Raw genomic sequence first — 21787 nt, forward strand, 5'->3', positions numbered from 1 at the left:
CATCATTTGATGTTAGTAATTCACATAATGATCACTATCTCGATCCTAACTTAATTAATCAACAGTAGCTTTATGAATTATCATCCTATAGCCAATTATGACATATTGGACAATGTTCATGATCCAGAAGAAATTGATGTATCTCAGAATAAAGAACTTTCCGAATTAACTGACTATGAAGTATATGAACCATCATTTAAATATGAAGCACCTAGCACATCAACATTTAACACAAATACCAACGATTTAGAAATACAACAACAAGCAGTAGAAAATCCATATGACATACCACAAAATGTGGATGAGAAATTTTTAAACTATCTATTATCACTAGATGATGTACCTAGCACGTCGAAATCAAGTGTCAACATAAGTGTTGTGGAGGATCAACAACATCAAGCTATGAACAATGAATGCAATATATCGAAGGCCACATGTGAAACGGATAGACATTCAGAATCACAATACTCAAAGGTAATTAGCATCTGCAAGTCATACATTCTTAATGCTCCTTCCAGTAAATTTTTAGATCATAAATTTGGAACATCACTTCTATCATGTAAAGATGGAATATATAGCTTGACTGTGAGAAAAATAGGCCTAGGACCAATAAAAAACAAACTTATAGATATAATACATCACAATGTAGTAGGAAATAATTTCCTTGGTAAATATGGTGAAGAAAATTTATCCGTAATAACATACTATCTGGAAAAGGTATTTATGTCACTGGTAATCAGAGAAGTAGAAAATAATGAGATAGAATGCCCAGTCCAGATAGTTTCAGGTATGTCAATAGAAGATCTTAGAAATGTATCTATAAATAATAATCATTTCTTTGATAGGTTGAGTAAAAAATGTCTGGATATAACAAAAAACAAGATGACTTCTGATATTTACGACAATATACCCCGTAATATGTTTACTAGAACTAATGTATGTGATAGTACTAAGTTCGTGTTTTATAAAAAAATACATGCTAATAGATTAAATGGACTCATGGTTGATTCCATGTCAAACTTAAAAAAAAGAATAATTGAGTTCATAACTAATGCAGAACCTAAGTATATAGCGTCTTCATTTTTTGGTAATTTTTGTGGTTTATATCTACAAAGGCAATTATTAGAAAAAATTAAGAATATTGGTAATAAAATATCAGATAATGTACTAAATTATAATTCATTTCCTGGAATCAGATTTAGTAACGAAATCAACTTGGCAATAAGTTTGTATGATTCTACTGGCAATATTCCAACGCATAGTTCATCTGGTTTATATAACTTTATTCATCAAAAAGTTTGTGAATTTAGGGAAGATATATGCGCCCAGATTAGACAATTCAAATTTTTCTATAATCATTCAAGTCATACTATAAGTGAAGCATCAGAAAATGATGTAGAAAATTTTTCAAATACATTTATAGAGTATTTTAAGTATGCATCAATATGCTCATACAGAGAAAAATTGCTAAGTGTAAAAAATGTCAAATTAAACACTTCGATGATGCGTAGTATAGAAGAAAGTAACACAGATATACCCAATAATTACATGAAGAATGGAGTATATCTGTCAGCTATAAAAAATCATGATGGTTTTAGACACAAACAGCTCGAAGAATCATTTTCCATAGAAATGAAGCAGTATATTAAATCAGCAAAAATTGAAAATCCAGATTTCTCACACTTCTACGAAAATCTTATACATTTGATAACACTTACTATATCTGATAAATTATTAAACCTAGAACTAGAACTATCATCATATGCTCTCATTCCTGGTAATGATATATCTTCCATTAAGAAATTAATATTAGGTAGTAGTTATCACTTAAATCAATTTAACAAAATTTGTGAAAATGAAATTGATCTCATTATGCAATATAGTAGTAAATTATTCTACGGAATACCTATGATAAAATGTTTTTTTCCTCAAAAATCAAATGTCCCTAAGTCATCAGTTTGCCATATAGTTCCGAGATTAATTAGATTAAAACACTCTTATTCGCCAGAACTATTATTGGATGTACTAATATCTGCCATTTCTAAATTACCCAATATGTTTCAATTAGAAATAAACAATGCGGATGATAAATTTTTTGAAAATACTCTTTTCACTAATTTTAATGGAAGATTAATATCTAAAAAATCATTACAAGAATTTTCTAAAATAGAAAGAGATGTTTTACATATAATTCATGAAAATAAGTCTACGATAAGTGTACTCAAGGAAATTATTGATAAAGCAGATAAATCTGTTCTTTCTTGTGCAAATAATAGTGGCTTTAAAAGTATGGTATTTTCTAGTAATGAAGTACTTCGTATTGTGAATCCAATAATGCTCATGTTCAAATATAAAATAGAGAACTTATCTAGGAAGTTAATAATTTTATCAGGAAGAGAAATGATTCTACCTTCTGAAGACATTGCACATAAGTTATTTAATTTATTTATGAATAAAATAAAAATTAAATGTTTTAACTCTTTATCTGAAATTTGTTTAAATGAGTATGTAAGTAATGAAAAATACGTTAAATCACGAAATTTAGCTAAGAGGATTAAGCTATCTCACTTATAAGAAAAATATCGTGTTAATAATAATTATTGCATTAAAAAGGAATCAAAACGATTTTTGTTATTCATACATAAGTATTATATAGCAACAAATTATCCATCACACTTTCTAGATTAAAGTAAAAAATCATTTCTGAAAAAAAATTAATTATCATATACTATAACTACAAGTTGTAGGGTACAATAAATGCCATAAAAATGATAATAATTTACCTTATCATAGTAACTTGATTAATTAATTTAGTGACGGTATGAATTATTACCCTATATCGAATTGTGATGCGTTGGATAATTTTTGTAACATGGAAAGCACTGATGTAACTCAAAATCAAGTCCTTTCTCAATTAACTAATGAAGAATACGGATATGATCCCCCATTTCAATATCAGTATATGGAACCTAGCACGTCATGGTTTAATACAAATGCCCATGCTTTAGAAACACAACAACGACAAACAACAGATGATCAGTACGGTGCATCACAGTATATAGATAATAGTGGATTCTTAGACTACCTATTATCGCCAGATCAGGATCATAGCATTTTAGAATCAAATTTCAATACACATGCTGTAGAAACACAACAACAGCAAGTAATAGGCAATAAACTAGATATACCACAAATTTCATATGAACCGAATAAATATTACGAACTACAATCAGTATATAAATCATACATTCTTGAAACTCCTCCTTGTGGTTTTTTAGGCCACAAATTTGGAATATCGCTCCTATCGTGGGAGGGTGAAATATATAGCTTGATCGTTAAAAAAATTGGACTAGGACCAATAAGAGATAAACTTGAAAATATAATATACCATAGTGTAGTAAGTAATAATTTTTATGAATCTGGTGGAGAAGATTTCTCTGTAATAATGTATCACCTAAAAAAAATATTTATGTCACTGATAATTAGAGAAATAGAAAATGATGAAATGGAACACCCCGTTCAGATAAGATCTGGTATGTTAATAGGAGACCTTAGAAACGCAGCTGTACATAATTCTAATTTTTTTGATAAGTTGGGTGAAAAATGCCTAGATATAACCCAAAATAGGATAACACACGATATTTACAACGACATGCCTAAGAGGTTATTTACTACAACGAGCATAAACGATTTTACTAAATTTGTGTTTAATAAAAAATCACATGCTGATAAATTAAATAGAGTCATGGTTCATTCTATTTCAAATTTAAAAAAAAGAATAATTAAGTTTATAGCTAATGCAGAACCAAAATATATAGTATCTTCATTTTTTGGTAAATTTTGTGGTTTGTATTTACAAAGACAATTATTAGAAGAAATTAAGAGTATTGGCAATAAAATATCAGATAGTATACTAAGTTATGATTTATTTCCTGGCATTAGATTTAGTAGTGAGATCAATTTAGCAATAAGTTTGTATGATACTACTGGCAGTATTCCAACATATAGTTCATCTGGTCTATATAATTTTGTTCATCAAAAAGTTTGCGAATTTAGGGAAGACATATGTGCCAAGATTAAAAAATTCAAATTTTTTTACAATGATTCAAGCGGTACCGTAAATGAAATGTCAGAAAGTGATATAGAAACTTTTTCAAATAAATTAATGGAGTATTTTAAGTATGCATCCATTTGCTCATATCGAGAACGAGAAAAATTGCTAGGTGTCAAAAAGGTTGATGCAGCTACTTTGATAATTAAAGGGACTAGGAAATATAATATTTCATGCATCAAAAATATAGATATGACTAATAACTACATGAACGATGGAATGTATCTATCAGCTATAAGAAATCATAATGGCTTTAGACACGTACAGTTAGAAGCATCATTTTTTATGGAAATGAAGCAGTATATGCAATCAGCAAAAATTGATACTCCAGATTTCTCGCACTTCTATGAAAATCTCATACATGTAATAGCACGTACTGTATCTGATAAATTGACAAATCTAGAGTTAGAACTATCATCATATGTACTCATTCCAGGAAACGATATACATTCTATTAAACAGTTAATCCTAGATAGTAGTTACCATTTAAATCAATTTAACAGAGTTTGTGAAAATGAAATTGACCTCATTATGCAATGTGATAGCGAGTTGTTATATGGAATACCTGTACTAAAATGCTTTACAGCTCAAAGATCGAACATATCTGAGTCATCAATTTGCCGTATAAATCCACGCCTAGTAAAATCAAAACATTCTTACTCCCCAGAACTATTATTGGATATAATAATATCTGCTATCTCTAAGCTACCAAGTATATTTCAACTAGAAATAAACAATGCAGATGATAGATTTTTTGAAAGTTCTCTTTTCACAAATTTTAATGGAACATTAATATCTAAGAAATCATTACAAGAACTTTCCACAATAGGGAGAGACATTTTGCATCTGGTGCATGAAAATCAGACTACGATAGATATACTTAAAAGTATTGTTGATGAAGCAACTAGATTAGAACTTAACTTAGAAAATAATAATGTAATGCGTAGTATAATAATTTCTAAGGATAAAGAAATACTTTGTATTGTAGAAACAATAATGTTTACGTTCAAAGAAAAAATAGAGAATTTATCCCGAGAGTCAATAATTTTATCAGGCAAAACCATAACTACTCCTTCTGAAGAAACCGCGCATGAATTATTAGATTCATTTAAGACTGAAATTACGCTTAATTGTTTTGATTCGTTCTCAGAAATTTGCTTAAATGAATATATACGTGCCCAAAAAAATTATATTGAACAACAAAGTCTTAGCAAAAAACCTAAACTATCTCATTCTCTTAAAACAGACAGTATGTAATTTTACTTTTTTAAGTAAATGACATATAAAATATCTACATATAATAAAGGTATGTGCTAATATAAATGAAGATCATGCGGGGTAAAAAAACAGCGCTATTTATTGTTAACAAAGTCGCCACTAATACTTAATATTAAAATAAGAAAGAATAATTATCTGAAAATACTTAATAAATATATAAAAAGTTATGAAATTGTAGAGATAATCACTGAAATAAAAAAATAAGTTCATATTTGTATATATTATTTGATGTTAATTATACTTGTCATCATATCTTTAATTTATTTAGTGAACATATGAATTACTACTCTATAGCAACTTGTGATATATCAGATAATGTTTATGATCCAGAAGATACTGATTTACCTCAAAATAAAAGCCTTTCTCAATTATCTACACAAGTAAGTGAATATATGAATAATCCACAGCAAATGACAATAAATCAACCCGAAACAACACATACTACTGAAGAATCATATGAATATGATCTTCCATTTCAGCATGAAATATCTAGCATATCAGAACTAAACACTGATTTACAGATTATGGAAACACAACAACAGCAAATTACTGAAGAATCATGTAAATATGATCTACCATTCATTAATTTATATAATATGGAAACGCAATTACAAAAAATTGTAGAACATATAGATGAAGTAACACAGATTACTGATAAATCATACGAACATGATCTAACATTACAATATGAAATGCCTAGTACATCAAAACTAAGCACTGATTTACAGATTATGGAAACACAGCAACAACAAGCTATAGAAAATACAAATGAAATAGCACAGATTATTGATAAATTATGTGGATATGATCTTCCATTTCAACATGAAATGCCTAGCATATCAGGACTAAACACTGATTTACAGATTATGGAGACACAGCAACAACAAATTATAGAATATATAAACGAAATAACACAACTTACTGATAAATCATGCGAACATGATCTACCATTTCAATATGAAATTACCAGCACAGAACTAAACACTGATTTACAGATTATGGAAACACAGCAACAACAAACCATAGAAAATACAAATGAAATAGGACAGATTACTGATAAATCATATGGATATGATCTAACATTTCAAAATGAAATACCTAGCATATCAGGACTAAACACCAATTTACAGATTATAGAAACACAGCAACAACAAACCGTAGAAAACACGAATGAACTAGCGCAGACTACTGAAAAATCATATGGATATGATCTGCCATTTCAATATGAAATACCTAGCATATCAGGACTAAATACTGATTTACAGATTATGGAAACACAACAACAAATTATAGAATATATAAATGAAATAACAAAGATCACTGAAAAATCATGCGAACATGATCCAACGTTCCAATATGAAATACCTATCATATCAGGACTAAACACTGATTTACAGATTATGGAAACACAGCAACAGCAACAACAAATTATAGAAAATACAAATGAAATAGCACAGATTACTGAAAAATCATGTGAACATGATCCAACATTTCAATATGAAATACCTATCGTATCAGGACTAAACACTGATTTACAGATTATGGAAACACAGCAACAGCAACAACAAATTATAGAAAATACAAATGAAATAGCACAGATTACTGAAAAATCATGTGAACATGATCCAACATTTCAATATGAAATACCTATCGTATCAGGACTAAACACTGATTTACAGATTATGGAAACACAGCAACAGCAACAACAAATTATAGAAAATACAAATGAAATAGCACAGATTACTGAAAAATCATGTGAACATGATCCAACATTTCAATATGAAATACCTATCGTATCAGAACTAAACACTGATTTACAGATTATAGAAAATGCAGATGAAACAATACAGATTATGAATGAACATAAATACACATTACCGAGTAAATACACCCACTCCGTACCATATCTAACAGAAGCTATTACCTATAAACCATATACCCTTGATGTTCCTTCTTGTAAATTTACAAACTATAAATTTGGAACTTCACTACTATCATGTGAAGGAGGAATATATAGCTCAGTTATCAAAGAAATAGGCATAGGAGAAATAGAAACCAAGCTTGATGAAATTATAGTAATTAATAGGTTATCAAAATACAACTGCATGAATAGTTCTGGAGGTAAAAATCTTTCTTTAATATCACATCACCTGAAAAAAATATTTATATCATTGATTCTAGAAGAAGTAAAAAGTGTTGAATCAGAATACCCAGTACATATAGCACCTGAAATGTCAATAGAAGATCTCAGAAATGCATCTATAAATAACCATGTTTTCTTCCAAAAGTTTTCTGAAAGGTGCTCAAATATTACGCGTTCTAAAATAAAAAATGATATTTACCAATATATACCTAGCAAGATATATATTGCTACAAATATAAATGATAACACTAACTTTCAATTTAACCCAAAAGCACATGCTAAACTATTCAATCACATAATAATAAACTCTATTTCAGATTTAAGAACAAGAATAATAGATTTCATAACTAATGCAGAATCCAAGTTTATATTGTTTTCTTTTTTTGGAAAATTATGCGGTTTATATCTACAAAGACAATTGTTAGAAGAAATTAAAAACATTGGAGATTTAATATCTGAAAGAGTGAAAAAATATTTTATATCTCCTGCAATTAGATCAATTAATGAAATAAATTTAGCAATTAGATCATATAATACTACTGGTAATATTCCCTCAAGTAGTGCATCTGGTTTTTATAATATCATCCACCAAGTAGCTTGTGACTTTATGGATAATATATGTACCCAACTTAAAAAATTAAAATTTTTCTATAATGAATCAATAGGAACCATAAGTGAATCGTCAGAAGATGATATATTAATATTTTCACAAAGATTGTTAGAATATTTTAAGTATGAAATTGTATGCTCATGTCAAAAAAAATTGAAACCTGTATACAAACCAAGGAGTAAGAATTTACTTAGTAAAAATAAAAAGTCTTCAAAAACAAAACATGAATTAGATTACAATGTTTCATGTATTAGTGATATGCATATAAATAGCAATCACCTACGAGATGGAATATATTCATCAGCTATAAAAAACTCTGATTTTAAATATAGTAATTTAGAAGAGTTATTTTTGATGGAAATGAAAAGTTATATAAGGTCAGCAGATATTGAAATTCCAGATTTTTCATGTTTCTATACAAATTTTATGCGTGCCATATCTTCTATTATATATCACAAATTAGAAAACCTAGAATTAGAATTATCTTCATATATACTTATCCCAGGAAACAACATTTATACCGTAAAGCAATTAATACTTAATAGTGATTACCATTTAAACAAATTTAGTAAAATTTGTGAAGATGAATTAGATATGATTAGGCAATGTGATAAAAAATCATCCTACGGTATATCAATGACAAAATGTTTCTTTCATGGGAAGGAATTATATACCTCCCCATCATCTGCTTCATCGATAACACCTCGCAGAGTGGATGGTAAAATCTCTTATTCTTCAGAACTATTGTCAGATGTTATAACATATGCTGTCTCTATATTACCAAGTATAGTACGATCAAAGATAAGCAATGCAGATAACAAATTTTTCACAAGCGCTCTTTTCAAAAATTTTAATGGTATAATGATATCCAAAAAATCATTACAAGAAATTTCTGCACTGGGAAGACATATTTTACAATCGGTGCATGAAAATAAATTTCTCCTAGATAACCTGAAAAGTGTTAACAATGAAAAAGTGGATTATGCTAGCAGCGATTCATTTGTTGCAAGACCCGATAGTGTGGGGATCACTAAAAATATGAATGCAAAATTTTTCATAAATAAAACTGTGCTTTTGTTCGAAGAAGAAATATACCGTTTATCACTGGAATCCATAATTTTACTTGGTGATACCATAACACTCCCCCCCCAAGATATTGCTTACACGTTATTTGGTGAATTTAAGAGACAAATTACGTTTTACTGTATTACTTCGTTTTCCGAAATGAGTGTCAGTGAACATGTAATAAGTACTTAGTAAAGTAATTTTTTGCCAAAAATATAATAGAATCCAACACCAAGGTATGTATCAATCTATATAGCGTATAGCGTGCAGGACCTTAAAGACACAAATATTGCCATTTAAAATATATGCATGAACAAAACTACTCAGTAATGCACAAAACATACCACCAATAAAACTGTTAAGTAGCGTTAAATAGCACTGATAACGTAGTAAATTTATCATATCTTATATATCCACCAATACACCATGAAACACATAAATAAACAAACCTAATAATATATCTTGTACCTAACAAACATTTAAACTACACTGCCAATATGCTTAAGAGATAAAAAAAATAGTTCCACTAAAACACTTAATCAATATATACCTGGAATAAAATTCTATAATAATATATAACAGGTATCAAAGAGATAATTTCATATTTATAGATTTAATTTGGTGCCAATGATTAGAAAAAATATGTCTAAACCCATTATTGTAACTTAATTTAGTGATAGTATGGATTATTATCATATAGCAACTTGTAACACATCAAATAATGTTTCTGAACTAGAATGTACTGATGGAGAGCTAGATCAATATCTTAGTCAATTATCTAGCCTAACAACTGAAAGCACATCAAGAGTATCGGGTCAAATATTTCAGTATAACAACCAAAATGCCACAACCGTTAATACATACAGTAACAGTGAAAACTCAGATACTGAAAGTTGTTCTGCAAAAACTTATCAACAAACACCTTCAAGTAAACAAGATATCATACAATACACTGATGAATCATATGAATTTACTGCTCAACTACCAGAAGAAATACTTGGCGTATCTAAATTAAATATTAGCAGCCACCTTACCAAAAATCAACATGATGATGTTCAAGAAAATGATAAATCATGTGAATTCATCCAACAATTATTGGATGAAATACTTGATAAATCTGAATCAAAAGTCAACAACTACCTCAATCAAGCGCAACAACAAACAGTGATAAATCAGCATGAAATTGCTCAACATATTGATGAATCATATGAATTTACCCAACAATTACCGGATGAGATACTTGATACATCTGAATCAAACATTAACAACTACCTCACCCAATCACAACAACAAACAATGAAAAATCAGCGTGAAGTTTCTCAAAATATTGATGAACCATATGAATTTACCCAACAATTATTGGATGAAATACTTGACACATCTGAATCAAAAGTTAACAACTACCTCACCCAATCACAACAACAGCAAGAAGTGAGAAATCAACATGACGTTGCTCAAAATACTGATGAATCATATGAATTTACCCAACAATTACTGGATGATATACTTGACACATCTGAATTAAACGTTAACACCTATCTATCAAGAATACAACAAATAATAAAAAATCAACATGCTATCACTCAAGATAATTATGAACTATATGAATGCTCTCTCCCATTATCAGAGAAAATTTCTAATATACCTGAATTAAACATTGGCAATCATCTCAGTCAAATACAACAACAGCAAATAATAGAAGATCAGCACGATGTTGATCAAAATACTGATGAATCATATGAATTTACCCAACAATTACTGGATGATATACTTGATGCATCTGAATCAAACGTTAATAACTACCTCACCCAATCACAACAACAGCAAACGGTGGGGAATCAGCATGACCTTGTTCGAGATACTGATGAATCATATGAACTTACTCCTCGATTACTAAATGAAATACTTGATGCATCTGAACTAACGTTTAACAATTATCCCTCTCAAATACAACAAATAGTAGAAAATCAAAATACTATCTCTCAAAATACTTACGAAACGTATGAATGTACTATCCCAACACCAGATGAAATTTATAATGCATCTAAATTTAATGTTAGCAACTATCTCGAACAAATACAAAGACAGCAAATAGTAGTAAAAAATCATCGTGTCATTGCACAGATTGTAAGTGAACACAACTATACATTACCATTTCCAGATGAATCACATATTATATCTGTATTAAATACAGACAATACTCATACAAAAATACAATATCAACAAATAACAGAAAATACACATGAAATTACGCAGCCTAAAAATTGTATTTTACAAAATAAAAAACCAATTCCTCAAGCATCAATACCAATATGTGAATCCTATATTATCAGCACTCCTTCCTGTAAATTTTTAAAGTCTAAATTTGGAACCTCATTACTATCATGGAAAGGAGGAATATATAGCTTGATTGTCAAAGAAATTGGCCCAGAAATAGAAGATTATAAAATTGGAAATATAGTATCACCCAATAAGAAAGCATCATCGGCAGATACACGCAACAATAATCGTGATGAAAAAAACTTTTCCGTAATATCTAATATCGTGAAGAATATATTTATCTCATTGGTCATAAATGAAATAGAAAATGTTGAAGCAGAGTATCCAATAGAGATAAAACATGGAATGTCAATTGAAGATCTTAGAAATGCTGCCATAAATAACAATATGTTCTTTGAAAAATTGTCTGAAAAATACACAAATATTACTAACAATATGGAAGATATTTACAAAGATATTCCTACTAGAATATACGTCAGGACTGAAATAAAAAATACCGCCAGACTTTCATTCAATGAAGCATTACACTCTCATAGATTAACTATTCTTATAACTAATTCTATTTTGAATCTAAAGGAAAGAATAATAAAGTTCATAACACAAGCAAAACCTGAGTTTATATTGTTTTCATTTTTCAGTAAATTTTGTGGTCTGTATTTACAAAGACAATTGTTACAAGAAATTAAGAATATTGGTGATAAAATATCAGATATTGAACAAAATTTTCCAATTCCTCCAGGAATTAGATCTAACACTGAAATAAATTTAGCAATAAGATCATATACTAACACCGGTAGTATTCCACAAAATAATGCATCTGGCTTTTACGATTATGTTCACAAACAAATTTATAAGTTCAGGTACAATGTATATTCTGAGATTAAGAAATCTAGGTTTTATTATGAAAATTTAAGTGGCACAATAAACGAGGCATCAGAAGATGATCTATCAATATTTTCAGATAGATTGTTAGAATACTTTAAGTATGCCGCTATGTGTTTATATCGCGAAAAATTATCGAATAACACAAGCGAAAAGAAGAATTTTTTTGCTACTTCTACATCTAAGACATCTGCTTCGGAAGTAGCAAGTATAGATGATAAACGAAATATTTCGTGTGTTACTAAAATAGGAATAAACGATGATCATATAGTGAATGGAATATATTTCTTGGCTATAAAAAATTCTGATTTTAGGCACATTAAGTTCGAAGAATTATTTTTGATGGAAATGAAGATATATATCCAATCATTACATGTTGAAAATATAGACTTTTCTCATTTGTATGCCAACACTATGAGTGCTATAGCTAGCATGATGTCCCATAAATTAGATAAATTAGAATTGGAGTTGCTATCTACGGTACTCATTCCAGAAAAAAAAATATCTACTATTAAGGATTCAATATTGCGTAATGATTACTTGTTATATATATTTTCTAAAATTTGCGAAGATGAGTTTAACATGATTAATCAATGTGATACAAACCTACCATACGGGATATCCATGAAAAATCTATTGAGTCAAGAAAATAAAAAAAACCCCGACCCATATGCCTATAAAACATCCATTTCTTCCATAACACCGAGACAAACGAAACCCAAAATTTCTTATTCTCCTGAATCATTACTAGATTTACTAAGATCTGCCGTCTTAAAATTGCCCAATATGCTGCAATCAAAGATACAAAATGCAGATGACAGTTTTTTTGTAAATGCCATTTTCAAGAATTTTAATGGCACAATAATATCTAAAAAATCATTACAAGAATTTTCTAATCTAGGAAGAAATATTCTGCAGTCAGCACATGAAAATCAACACCTGAGCTATAGATTAGAACGTATTGTTGATAAAATAACAAAACAACTACCCATGCAAAATGTTATTAAGTACAGTAAATTACTTTCAAAAATATGTAATGCAGCACATAAAGACAATAAATTAATCAATAAATTAGATGAGATTATACTTTCTTTTGAGATGGAAATAGAGCGTTTATCTCGAGAATCAATAATTTTATTGGATGATAATACAATGTCTCTTCCATCTAAAGACACAGCGAATAAATTATTTAATGAATTCAGAAGTGAAATTAAAAGTGACAGTATTAATTCGCTATCGGAGATATTTGCAAGTAAATATACAGTAGGCACTTGATAAATAAAAGGCGTATAGAAAATAAAGGTAAAAAAACAGTATAAGTCAGTGATATTATGCAAAGATAGTGAAGTTATTATTGCAAATTTATGGATTATTATTTACGGTAAACTATTTAAACTGACGTGCTAATACAGAATAATAAACAAATAATTACCTGAAAAATATCAATAAATATCAAACATAAATAAAATTACAAGAATAATAACCGATATCTAAAAAAATAATTTCATATTTATAGATTTTATTTGATGTTAGTAGTTGTCCATTAAATAGCCAAACTTATTGTGGCACCTCAACTACTTAACTTAAAGTGAAAGTATGAACTGTTACCCAACTAATGATACATTGGATAGAGTTTCTAATAATATAGAAAATTCTAATGGACTACAAAATACAAATTCTAGTCAATTATCTGGCCATGCAGATGAAAGTAAGTGTGCTGTATTACATCGAATATCCTCAAATCAATATGATATTACTGGTATTACTGAAGAATTGCATAAATATGGCCTACCATTACAAATTACTGAAGAATCCTACAAATATGATCTGCCGCTACAGATTACTGAAGAACCATACGAATATGGTCTGCCGTTACAGATTAATGAAGAGCCACATGAATATGGCCTATCATTAGATATTACTGAAGAATCGTATAAATACGATCTGCCGCTGCAAATTACTAAAGAACTAAGTGAATATGATCTATCATTACAGATTACTGGAGAGTCATATGAATATGATCCATTGTATGAGTACAATCCAACATTTAAATATGAAATTCCTAGTACATCTGGATTAGGGGTAAATGGTAATTATAAGCAAATGGTAGTAAATGAATACGATGTCAAACGGATTATTAGTGAGCACAAGTATGCGTTACCATTTAAATATGAAACACCTAGCACATCTGGGTTAAATGTAAGCAATCACCCCACACAAGCAGAAACTCAGCGAATGCTAGGAAATTCAAGTAGTATTGACGAACCTAATTATGGTCAGGCGTCACTTAAATTTACACTACTTAATAAAAGTACAGACCCACTTCAATCAACATCTCTGCCTGCATATGAGTCATATGTTATTGATAACCCTTCATGTGAACTTGTAAGATGTAAATTTGGAACATCACTTCTATCTTGGGATGGTGGAATATACAGCTTGAGTGTTAGGAAAATAGGTCTAGGACTAGAAGCGTATCAGATTGGAAGTGTTGCGCTGCAAAATAAGAAAAAGACGTCGTCAATAAATCTCCTCTATAGTGATGAGAGCGCTGGAAAGAATTTTTCTGCGGTGTTGCATTACCTAGAAGAAATATTTATATCACTGGTTATGGAAGAAGTAGAAGATATTGAAGAAAAACATCCAGTACAAGTAAGGTCTGGAATGTCAATTGAGAATATTAGACATGAGGCTATAAATAACGGTGTTTTTTTTAAAAAATTATCTAAAAAATGCGTGAATATCATCCACAGCAAAATAAAAAGTGATATTTACAAATGTATACCTAGTAAAATATTCATTGATACCAACCTAGCTAGCTCTCATAGATTCTCATTTGATGAAAGATTTCACTCTAGCCGATTTGATACTACGATGATTAACTCTATTTCAAATTTGAGAGAGAGAATAGTGAGATTTACAGCTCAAGCAACACCTGAGTTTATATTATCTTCATTTTTTGGTAAATTTTGTGGTCTGTATCTGCAAAGGCAATTGTTACAAGAAGTTAAGAATATTGGTAACAAGATATCAGATAGTATACAAGATTTTCCAATTTCTGAAATTATATTTAACACCGAAGTCAGCTTAGCAATAAGTTCATATACAAATACCGGCAATATCCCTCAGCACAGTCTATCTGGTTTTTATGATTATGTTCATAGAGTAGTTTACAAGTTTGAGGGGAATATACATAGTAAGATCAGAGAGTTTAGATTTTTCTATAATGAATTAACTGGCACTGTAAGTGAGATACCAGAAGGTGATGTATCTGTCTATGCACACAGATTGTTAGAATATTTTAAGTATGCATGTATGTTATCGTATCGAAAGAAACTATCAAATGTGCCCAATAATCGTAAAAGGCCTTTAGTTGATCCATGTAAAAGAAAGAACTTAGAGGCATCAACTGTAGAAAAATATGATGTTTCAAGTATCAGTAATATAGGGATAAATAGCACCCATATAAGTGAGGGGATATATTTTTCGGCTGTAAAGAATTCTAGTTTCAGACATAATTACTTCGAAGAGGTGTTTTTGCTAGAAATGAAGATGTATATCAGATCCCTTAATATTGAAAATCCGGAGTTTGCAGATTTATATGATAATATTATGGGTTCTATAGCTAAAATAATAGCTATTAAACTGGAAAAACTAGAATTAAATCTAGCATCGCATATACTTATTCCAGGGAATAATTTATCTGCTATTAGGGGAATAGTGCTAAGTAATGGGTACCATTTAGATCAATTTTATAAAATATGTGCTAATGAAATTATCCTTATAGAACAATGTGATAGAAAATTATCATACGGCCTATCTGTAGAGAAATGTTTTTTTATAAAAAAGTCATCGTATGCCAGCAAGTCTTCTGTTTTATTGATAATGCCACGTAGAGTAAAATCTAAATACTGTTTTTCTCCGGAGATATCGTTAGATATATTAAAATCTGCTATCTTGAAATTGCCGGGTATGGTAGCGTCAACAATCAGTAGTGCTGATGATGGTTTCTTTGCAAGGGCAGTCTTCAAAGATTTTGATGGCATAGTGGTAGCTAAAAAATCATTGCAGGAGATATCTGAACTGGGAAGAGCAATTTTGCAATCATCACATGAAAACAAATATTTAATAGGCAGCTCAAATTGTGTTGTTGATGAGGTAATGTCGATCTTCCCTTTGTATGGCATCATTGGGCACGACAATTTGGTTTCTCGCGCACGTAATATCATACTTTATAAAAACAGCAAGCCAATTCAAATAATAGATGGAATTTTGCTTTCCTTCGAAGATGAAATGAGGCGTCTATCAAAAAAATCAATAATTTTGTTGGGCGATACCATATCTCTCCCCACTGAGGACATATCTAACAAATTGTTTGATAAATTTAAGACAGAAGTTAGGAATATCTGTATTAATTCATTCTTAGAAATATGCGTCATGAGGGTTGAGAATGTGCTATCCAATGATCATCAACCAAAGTAACATAAGGATTGCGCCATCATAAGTCTTCCTTCATATATGGTTGGGACAAACAATTTAATGTACGCGTGTAAGAATTACTGTAATGTGTGAGGTAATATATCTAACAGCTAAGTGATGTCGCGTGCTCTTACTAAGTAGTTAAAGATCGCGCGTGTTAATAGTTAGCAGATATCCCACATTATATAAAACGGGGGCAGATTGTATTTAGCATTACGTTTGCATCTAGTAGGAACTAGTAACACAATTATGTTAATCACTTATGGTGAAAAAGGTGCTGTTATCTTTTTTGCATATATTTTATGTCACTAAAGGTGGTTCTGTTAAAATTATTAATAACTGTATGTTATATAATAAAAGAACAATTATCGATACAAAAAAACAATTTCATATTTATATACTTCATTTTGTGTTAGTAATTAATGTAATAATAAACTTTGTTATTGTATATTAATTACTCAACTTAGTGATCACATGAACTACTATCCCCTAACATCTTGCAATACATCGGTTGACGTTTATGAGTTAGAAAATACCAATACACCTCAAAACCAGGACCATGATACGTCATATAGTTATATAACTGAAAACACGGGCGGTGTATCAGGCCCAACATCTCTCTCACAGGACAATAATCAAAATCTCACAGCTGCTGATATACGTGGCACTGCTGAGCAATCAGTTGGTGAAGGTGATTATGTACAAACTTATCAACAAATACTTTCAGATCAATCTAACATCACACAGCTTAATTATGGAACATATGAATATACTACTCCCAGCACGTCAGGATTAAACCTGCAAGGCTACCCATTGCAAGCTCAGCAACAGCAAACAACTGAAAGCCAGTATAACGTTAATTATGGGGAATATTGGTATCCTGCTCCGTTTCAAAACGATGCATCCGGCACATCAGGGTTAAACCTGCAAAGCTATCCATTGCAAGCTCAGCAACAGCAAGCAACTGAAAGCCAGTATAACGTTAATTATGGGGAATATTGGTATACTGCTCCCTTTCAAAACGATGCATCTGGCACATCAGGGTTAAACCTGCAAAACTATCCATTTCAGGCCCAACAACAGCAAACAACTGAAAACCAGTATGAAGTTAATTATGAGGAATATGGGTATACTGTGCCACCTCAAAACGATGCATCCAGCACATCAGAGTTAAACCTGCAAGGCTATCCATTGCAAGCTCAGCAACAGCAAACAACTGAAAACCAGTATGAAGTTAATTATGAGGAATATGGGTATACTGTGCCACCTCAAAACGATGCATCCAGCACGTCAGAATTAAACCTGCAAGGCTATCCATTGCAAGCTCAGCAACAGCAAGCAACTGAAAGCCAGTATAACGTTAATTATGGGGAATATGGGGATACTGTGCCACCTCAAAACGATGCATCCAGCACGTCAGGATTAAACCTGCAAAGCTATCCATTGCAAGCCCAGCAACAGCAAACAACTGAAAGCCAGTATGACATTAATTATGTGCAATATGAATGTACTATACCATTTCAAAGCGAGGAAGCAAGCACTTCAGAATTAAATCAACAAAACTATCCATTACAAAATGAAAAACAACAAATTATGGAAAACCAATACGACATTACACTAGGAACGCATGAACATAATGAAATCACGCCATCCAATAAACACACATGCATATCTTACCCAGCAGAGACAGATGTTCACTCACACATATTCAATGTACCTTCATTTGCATTTGTAAATTTCAAGTTTGGAATTTCCCTCTTGTCATGGGCAAATAAAACATATAGCTTGATTATTAGAGAAATCGGTATAGGAGATATAGAAAAAAAGCTTGAGAGTATGGTACTTAAACAAAATAATTTAAACAATGCAAAAAAATATGACAAACAAAATATATCTTTATTATTACATCACCTAGAAAAAGTGTTTATGTCATTAATTACAGAAGAAATAGAAACCATTGAGGAGGAATATGAAATAGATATAAGACAAGGCATGTCAGTTGAAAACCTTAGAAGGGCAGCCATAAATAATAGTTCTTTCTTCAAAAAATTGTTTGAGAAGTGCTCACATATAATTGAAAATAATATAGCAGATGACATTTACAAAAACATCCCTTATAAAATATTTACCCAAACTGCCCTGCGTGAAGGAAGTTGCTTTATCTTTAATAAAAAATCGCACCTACGTAAATTCAGTAGTATCATAATTAGTTCTATTTCGAACTTAAAAGAAAGGATAATAAGATTCATAACTGATTCAGAGCCTAAGATTATATTGTCTTTGTTTTTCGGTAATTTTTGTGGTTTGCATTTACAAAGAAGATTATTACAGGAGATTAAGGATATTAGTGATAGGATATTGTATAATATAGTAACGTATGCTATACCCCACGGCATTAGATCTAACACTGAAATCAGTCTAGCAATAAATTTGTACACAGATACCGGTACTATTCCATCACATAGTGTATCTGGTTTCTATGATTATATTCATAGCGCAGTTTATATGTTTAAGGGAGAGATATTCAGTAAAATTAAAAAATATAGACTTTTTTACAATGATTCAAGTGGTGCTGTAGTTAAGGCATCAGAAAATGATATAGAAATTTTCTCAAATAGATTTCTAGAATATTTTAAATATGCGGCTATATGCTCATATCGCCAACAGTTAGTAAGTACGTACAATGACTCAACAAATCCTTCAAATATACAAAATGCAGGGGTATACGATATTGAGTGCGCTAGTAGGATAAATATAAATAGTAGCCACCTACATAATGGTATATATTTTTTAGCTACAAAGAGTTCTAGTTTTAGACATAGTAAGCTAGAGGATTTTTTTTTATTAGAAATGAAAAAGTACATCAGATCAGCAAACATTAAAAATCTAGAGTTTTCATGTTTTTATAGTAATATTATAAGTATAGTGGCAAATATTATCTCTTACAAACTGGAACTAATAGAATCAGAATTATCTTCGCATATACTTATTCCAGGAAATGATATATCCACTGTTAAGGAATTAATACTAAATAGTGACTACCATTTACATCAATTTTCTAAAATATGTGAAAACGAAGTATCACTTATCGATCAGTGTGATATCCCATTGTCGTACGGAGTAAATATGATTAAATGCTTTTGGGATACTAAGATACCGTCTAACCCAATACCATCTACATATAAATCATCTGTTTCCTTAGTAATGCCACGTCAAGCAAAATCAAAGTACTCCTATTCTCCCGAACTATTGTTAGATGTACTAAGATTTGCTATATCTGAATTACCAAGTATGGTTAAATCGGAAATAGAAAAGGCAGATCAAGGATTTTTTGTAAATGCTCTTTTCAAGAATTTTGATGGTATAGCGATATCCAAAAAATCATTAGAAGAAATTTCTAATTTAGGAAAAAATATTTTGCATTCAGTACATGAAAAAAAAATTATCATGAATACTTTGGAATATATTTTCCATGGAACTATTAGTTCCATCACTACCTATGAAAATGCCAATGAATCTGATTTGTTTTATTACATACGTAGCATTGTTCTTTCCAGGGGTTCAAAAATAGGGGTTTTAGTAGATGAAGTTATACTCTCGTTCGAAAATGAAATAAGGCGTTTATCAGAAGAGTCTATAATTTTAGACGGCAATACCATAACTCTTTCCACTAAAGATATTGAAAATAAATTATTTAATTCATTTAGGAGCGAAATAAAACTTGAGTGTATTAATTCATTATCTGAAATTTGCACCAGTAGATATACAAATTATATAACAAAACAATTCATATGAATAAAATAATTTGAGTACATTTTTCATGTCAGCAAAAAATATATCAAATATGAGTAACTATAGTTCAAGAAATGAACCTGTGTAACAATCGAGGTATTTAAGTTGCGTTTGGCAATAAATGGTCGTTAGTAGGAGAAATGGATCATTTAAACGCGTAATACTTGCAAATATGCCTTACCTTCCGTGACGATAGTTTAACAATCTATTAATAGGTATAATGCAACCTATCATGATCTGACAAGTATTCATCATTCAAAACATTTTTTGTATACTTAACAATTAATATAATTTAGTAAGAGGAAATATACGTGCACCACTACTTAAGTACTGCCATAAGAGCTGTACGTCAAGCTTCATATGCTATCATAAGAGATTCGAGAGACTTAAATCAACTTAAGATAAAAAAAAAACCAGATGGCACATTTCTTACATCAACAGACCTTGAAGTAGAAAAACACCTCGTCTCAATACTTCACGATGCTTACCCGGAGCATGACATATTCTCTGAAGAAAGTGGATGGTCCTACAGAAGAGATAGTCCTTTTGTATGGCAAATAGACCCTATAGATGGAACTCACAATTTTATTCATGGAGTACCGCATTATGCAATTTCTGTTGCTTTAATGGAAATGGGCATAGTAACGCATAGTGTAGTTTACGATCCTAATTTAAATGAAATGTTCACTGCCAGCAGAGGTTCTGGAGCATTCTTGAACGATAGAAGGATTAGAGTTTCAACGTGTGCACATATATCGCAATCATGTATTAGTCTGTGCACGCATACAGCATCAAAATATGGAACCGGACATGATATATCACTACTTAAAGCATTAGATGGCAGGGTACATGGAGTAAGGATAACTGGATCAGCCGCTTTATCATTATGCTATGTGGCCTCAGGCCGGTTTGACGCTTGTTGTGGAGAAAATCTTAAAATTTTTGATATAGCAGCCGGAAGTCTATTAGTAACTGAGGCTGGAGGTATTGCATCAGAGCTTATACAAAACAAAAAGCAAAACTACCTGGAATCGGGAAACATATTAGCCTCATCGCCCAAATTGGCAACTATACTGCTAAAAATACTCAGGGAGAGCATAGAACCAACAAAACTGTGACCAACCAAAAGTAGAGTGAAATATAGTAT

General features: G+C 30.5%; 7 protein-coding genes. All 7 read left to right on the top strand.

Features of this window, described 5'->3' with window-relative positions; genetic code table 11:
• The first annotated feature begins 72 nt into the window (after positions 1–72).
• The 7 genes from A6733_RS03845 to A6733_RS03875 all read left to right on the top strand — a co-directional run bounded on the left by A6733_RS03845 (position 73) and on the right by A6733_RS03875 (position 21758).
• Complete coding sequence (locus A6733_RS03845; RefSeq protein ID WP_092411566.1) at positions 73–2574, top strand: hypothetical protein; 2502 nt, start codon at positions 73–75, stop codon at positions 2572–2574.
• Positions 2575–2821: 247 nt separating this feature from the next.
• Positions 2822–5368: a hypothetical protein gene (locus A6733_RS03850; protein ID WP_092411567.1), complete on the top strand. Its 2547-nt coding sequence runs from the start codon at positions 2822–2824 to the stop codon at positions 5366–5368.
• Positions 5369–5664: 296 nt separating this feature from the next.
• On the top strand, positions 5665–9399 hold the full coding sequence (locus A6733_RS03855) for a hypothetical protein (protein WP_092415237.1): 3735 nt from the start codon (positions 5665–5667) through the stop codon (positions 9397–9399).
• 489 nt (positions 9400–9888) lie between these two features.
• The gene (locus A6733_RS03860; RefSeq protein ID WP_092402961.1) at positions 9889–13644 is read left to right on the top strand and encodes a hypothetical protein; all 3756 of its coding nucleotides are present in this window, start codon (positions 9889–9891) and stop codon (positions 13642–13644) included.
• 321 nt (positions 13645–13965) lie between these two features.
• Positions 13966–16851, top strand: a complete 2886-nt coding sequence (locus A6733_RS03865; protein WP_092411569.1) for a hypothetical protein — start codon at positions 13966–13968, stop codon at positions 16849–16851.
• A 471-nt stretch (positions 16852–17322) separates the two neighbouring features.
• The gene (locus A6733_RS03870) at positions 17323–20643 is read left to right on the top strand and encodes a hypothetical protein (protein ID WP_092411570.1); all 3321 of its coding nucleotides are present in this window, start codon (positions 17323–17325) and stop codon (positions 20641–20643) included.
• Positions 20644–20951: 308 nt separating this feature from the next.
• On the top strand, positions 20952–21758 hold the full coding sequence (locus A6733_RS03875) for an inositol monophosphatase family protein (RefSeq protein ID WP_175330564.1): 807 nt from the start codon (positions 20952–20954) through the stop codon (positions 21756–21758).
• The last annotated feature ends 29 nt before the right edge of the window (positions 21759–21787 follow it).

The organism is Candidatus Ichthyocystis sparus, assembly GCF_900078745.1.
Lineage (GTDB): Bacteria > Pseudomonadota > Gammaproteobacteria > Burkholderiales > 2013Ark19i > Ichthyocystis > Ichthyocystis sparus.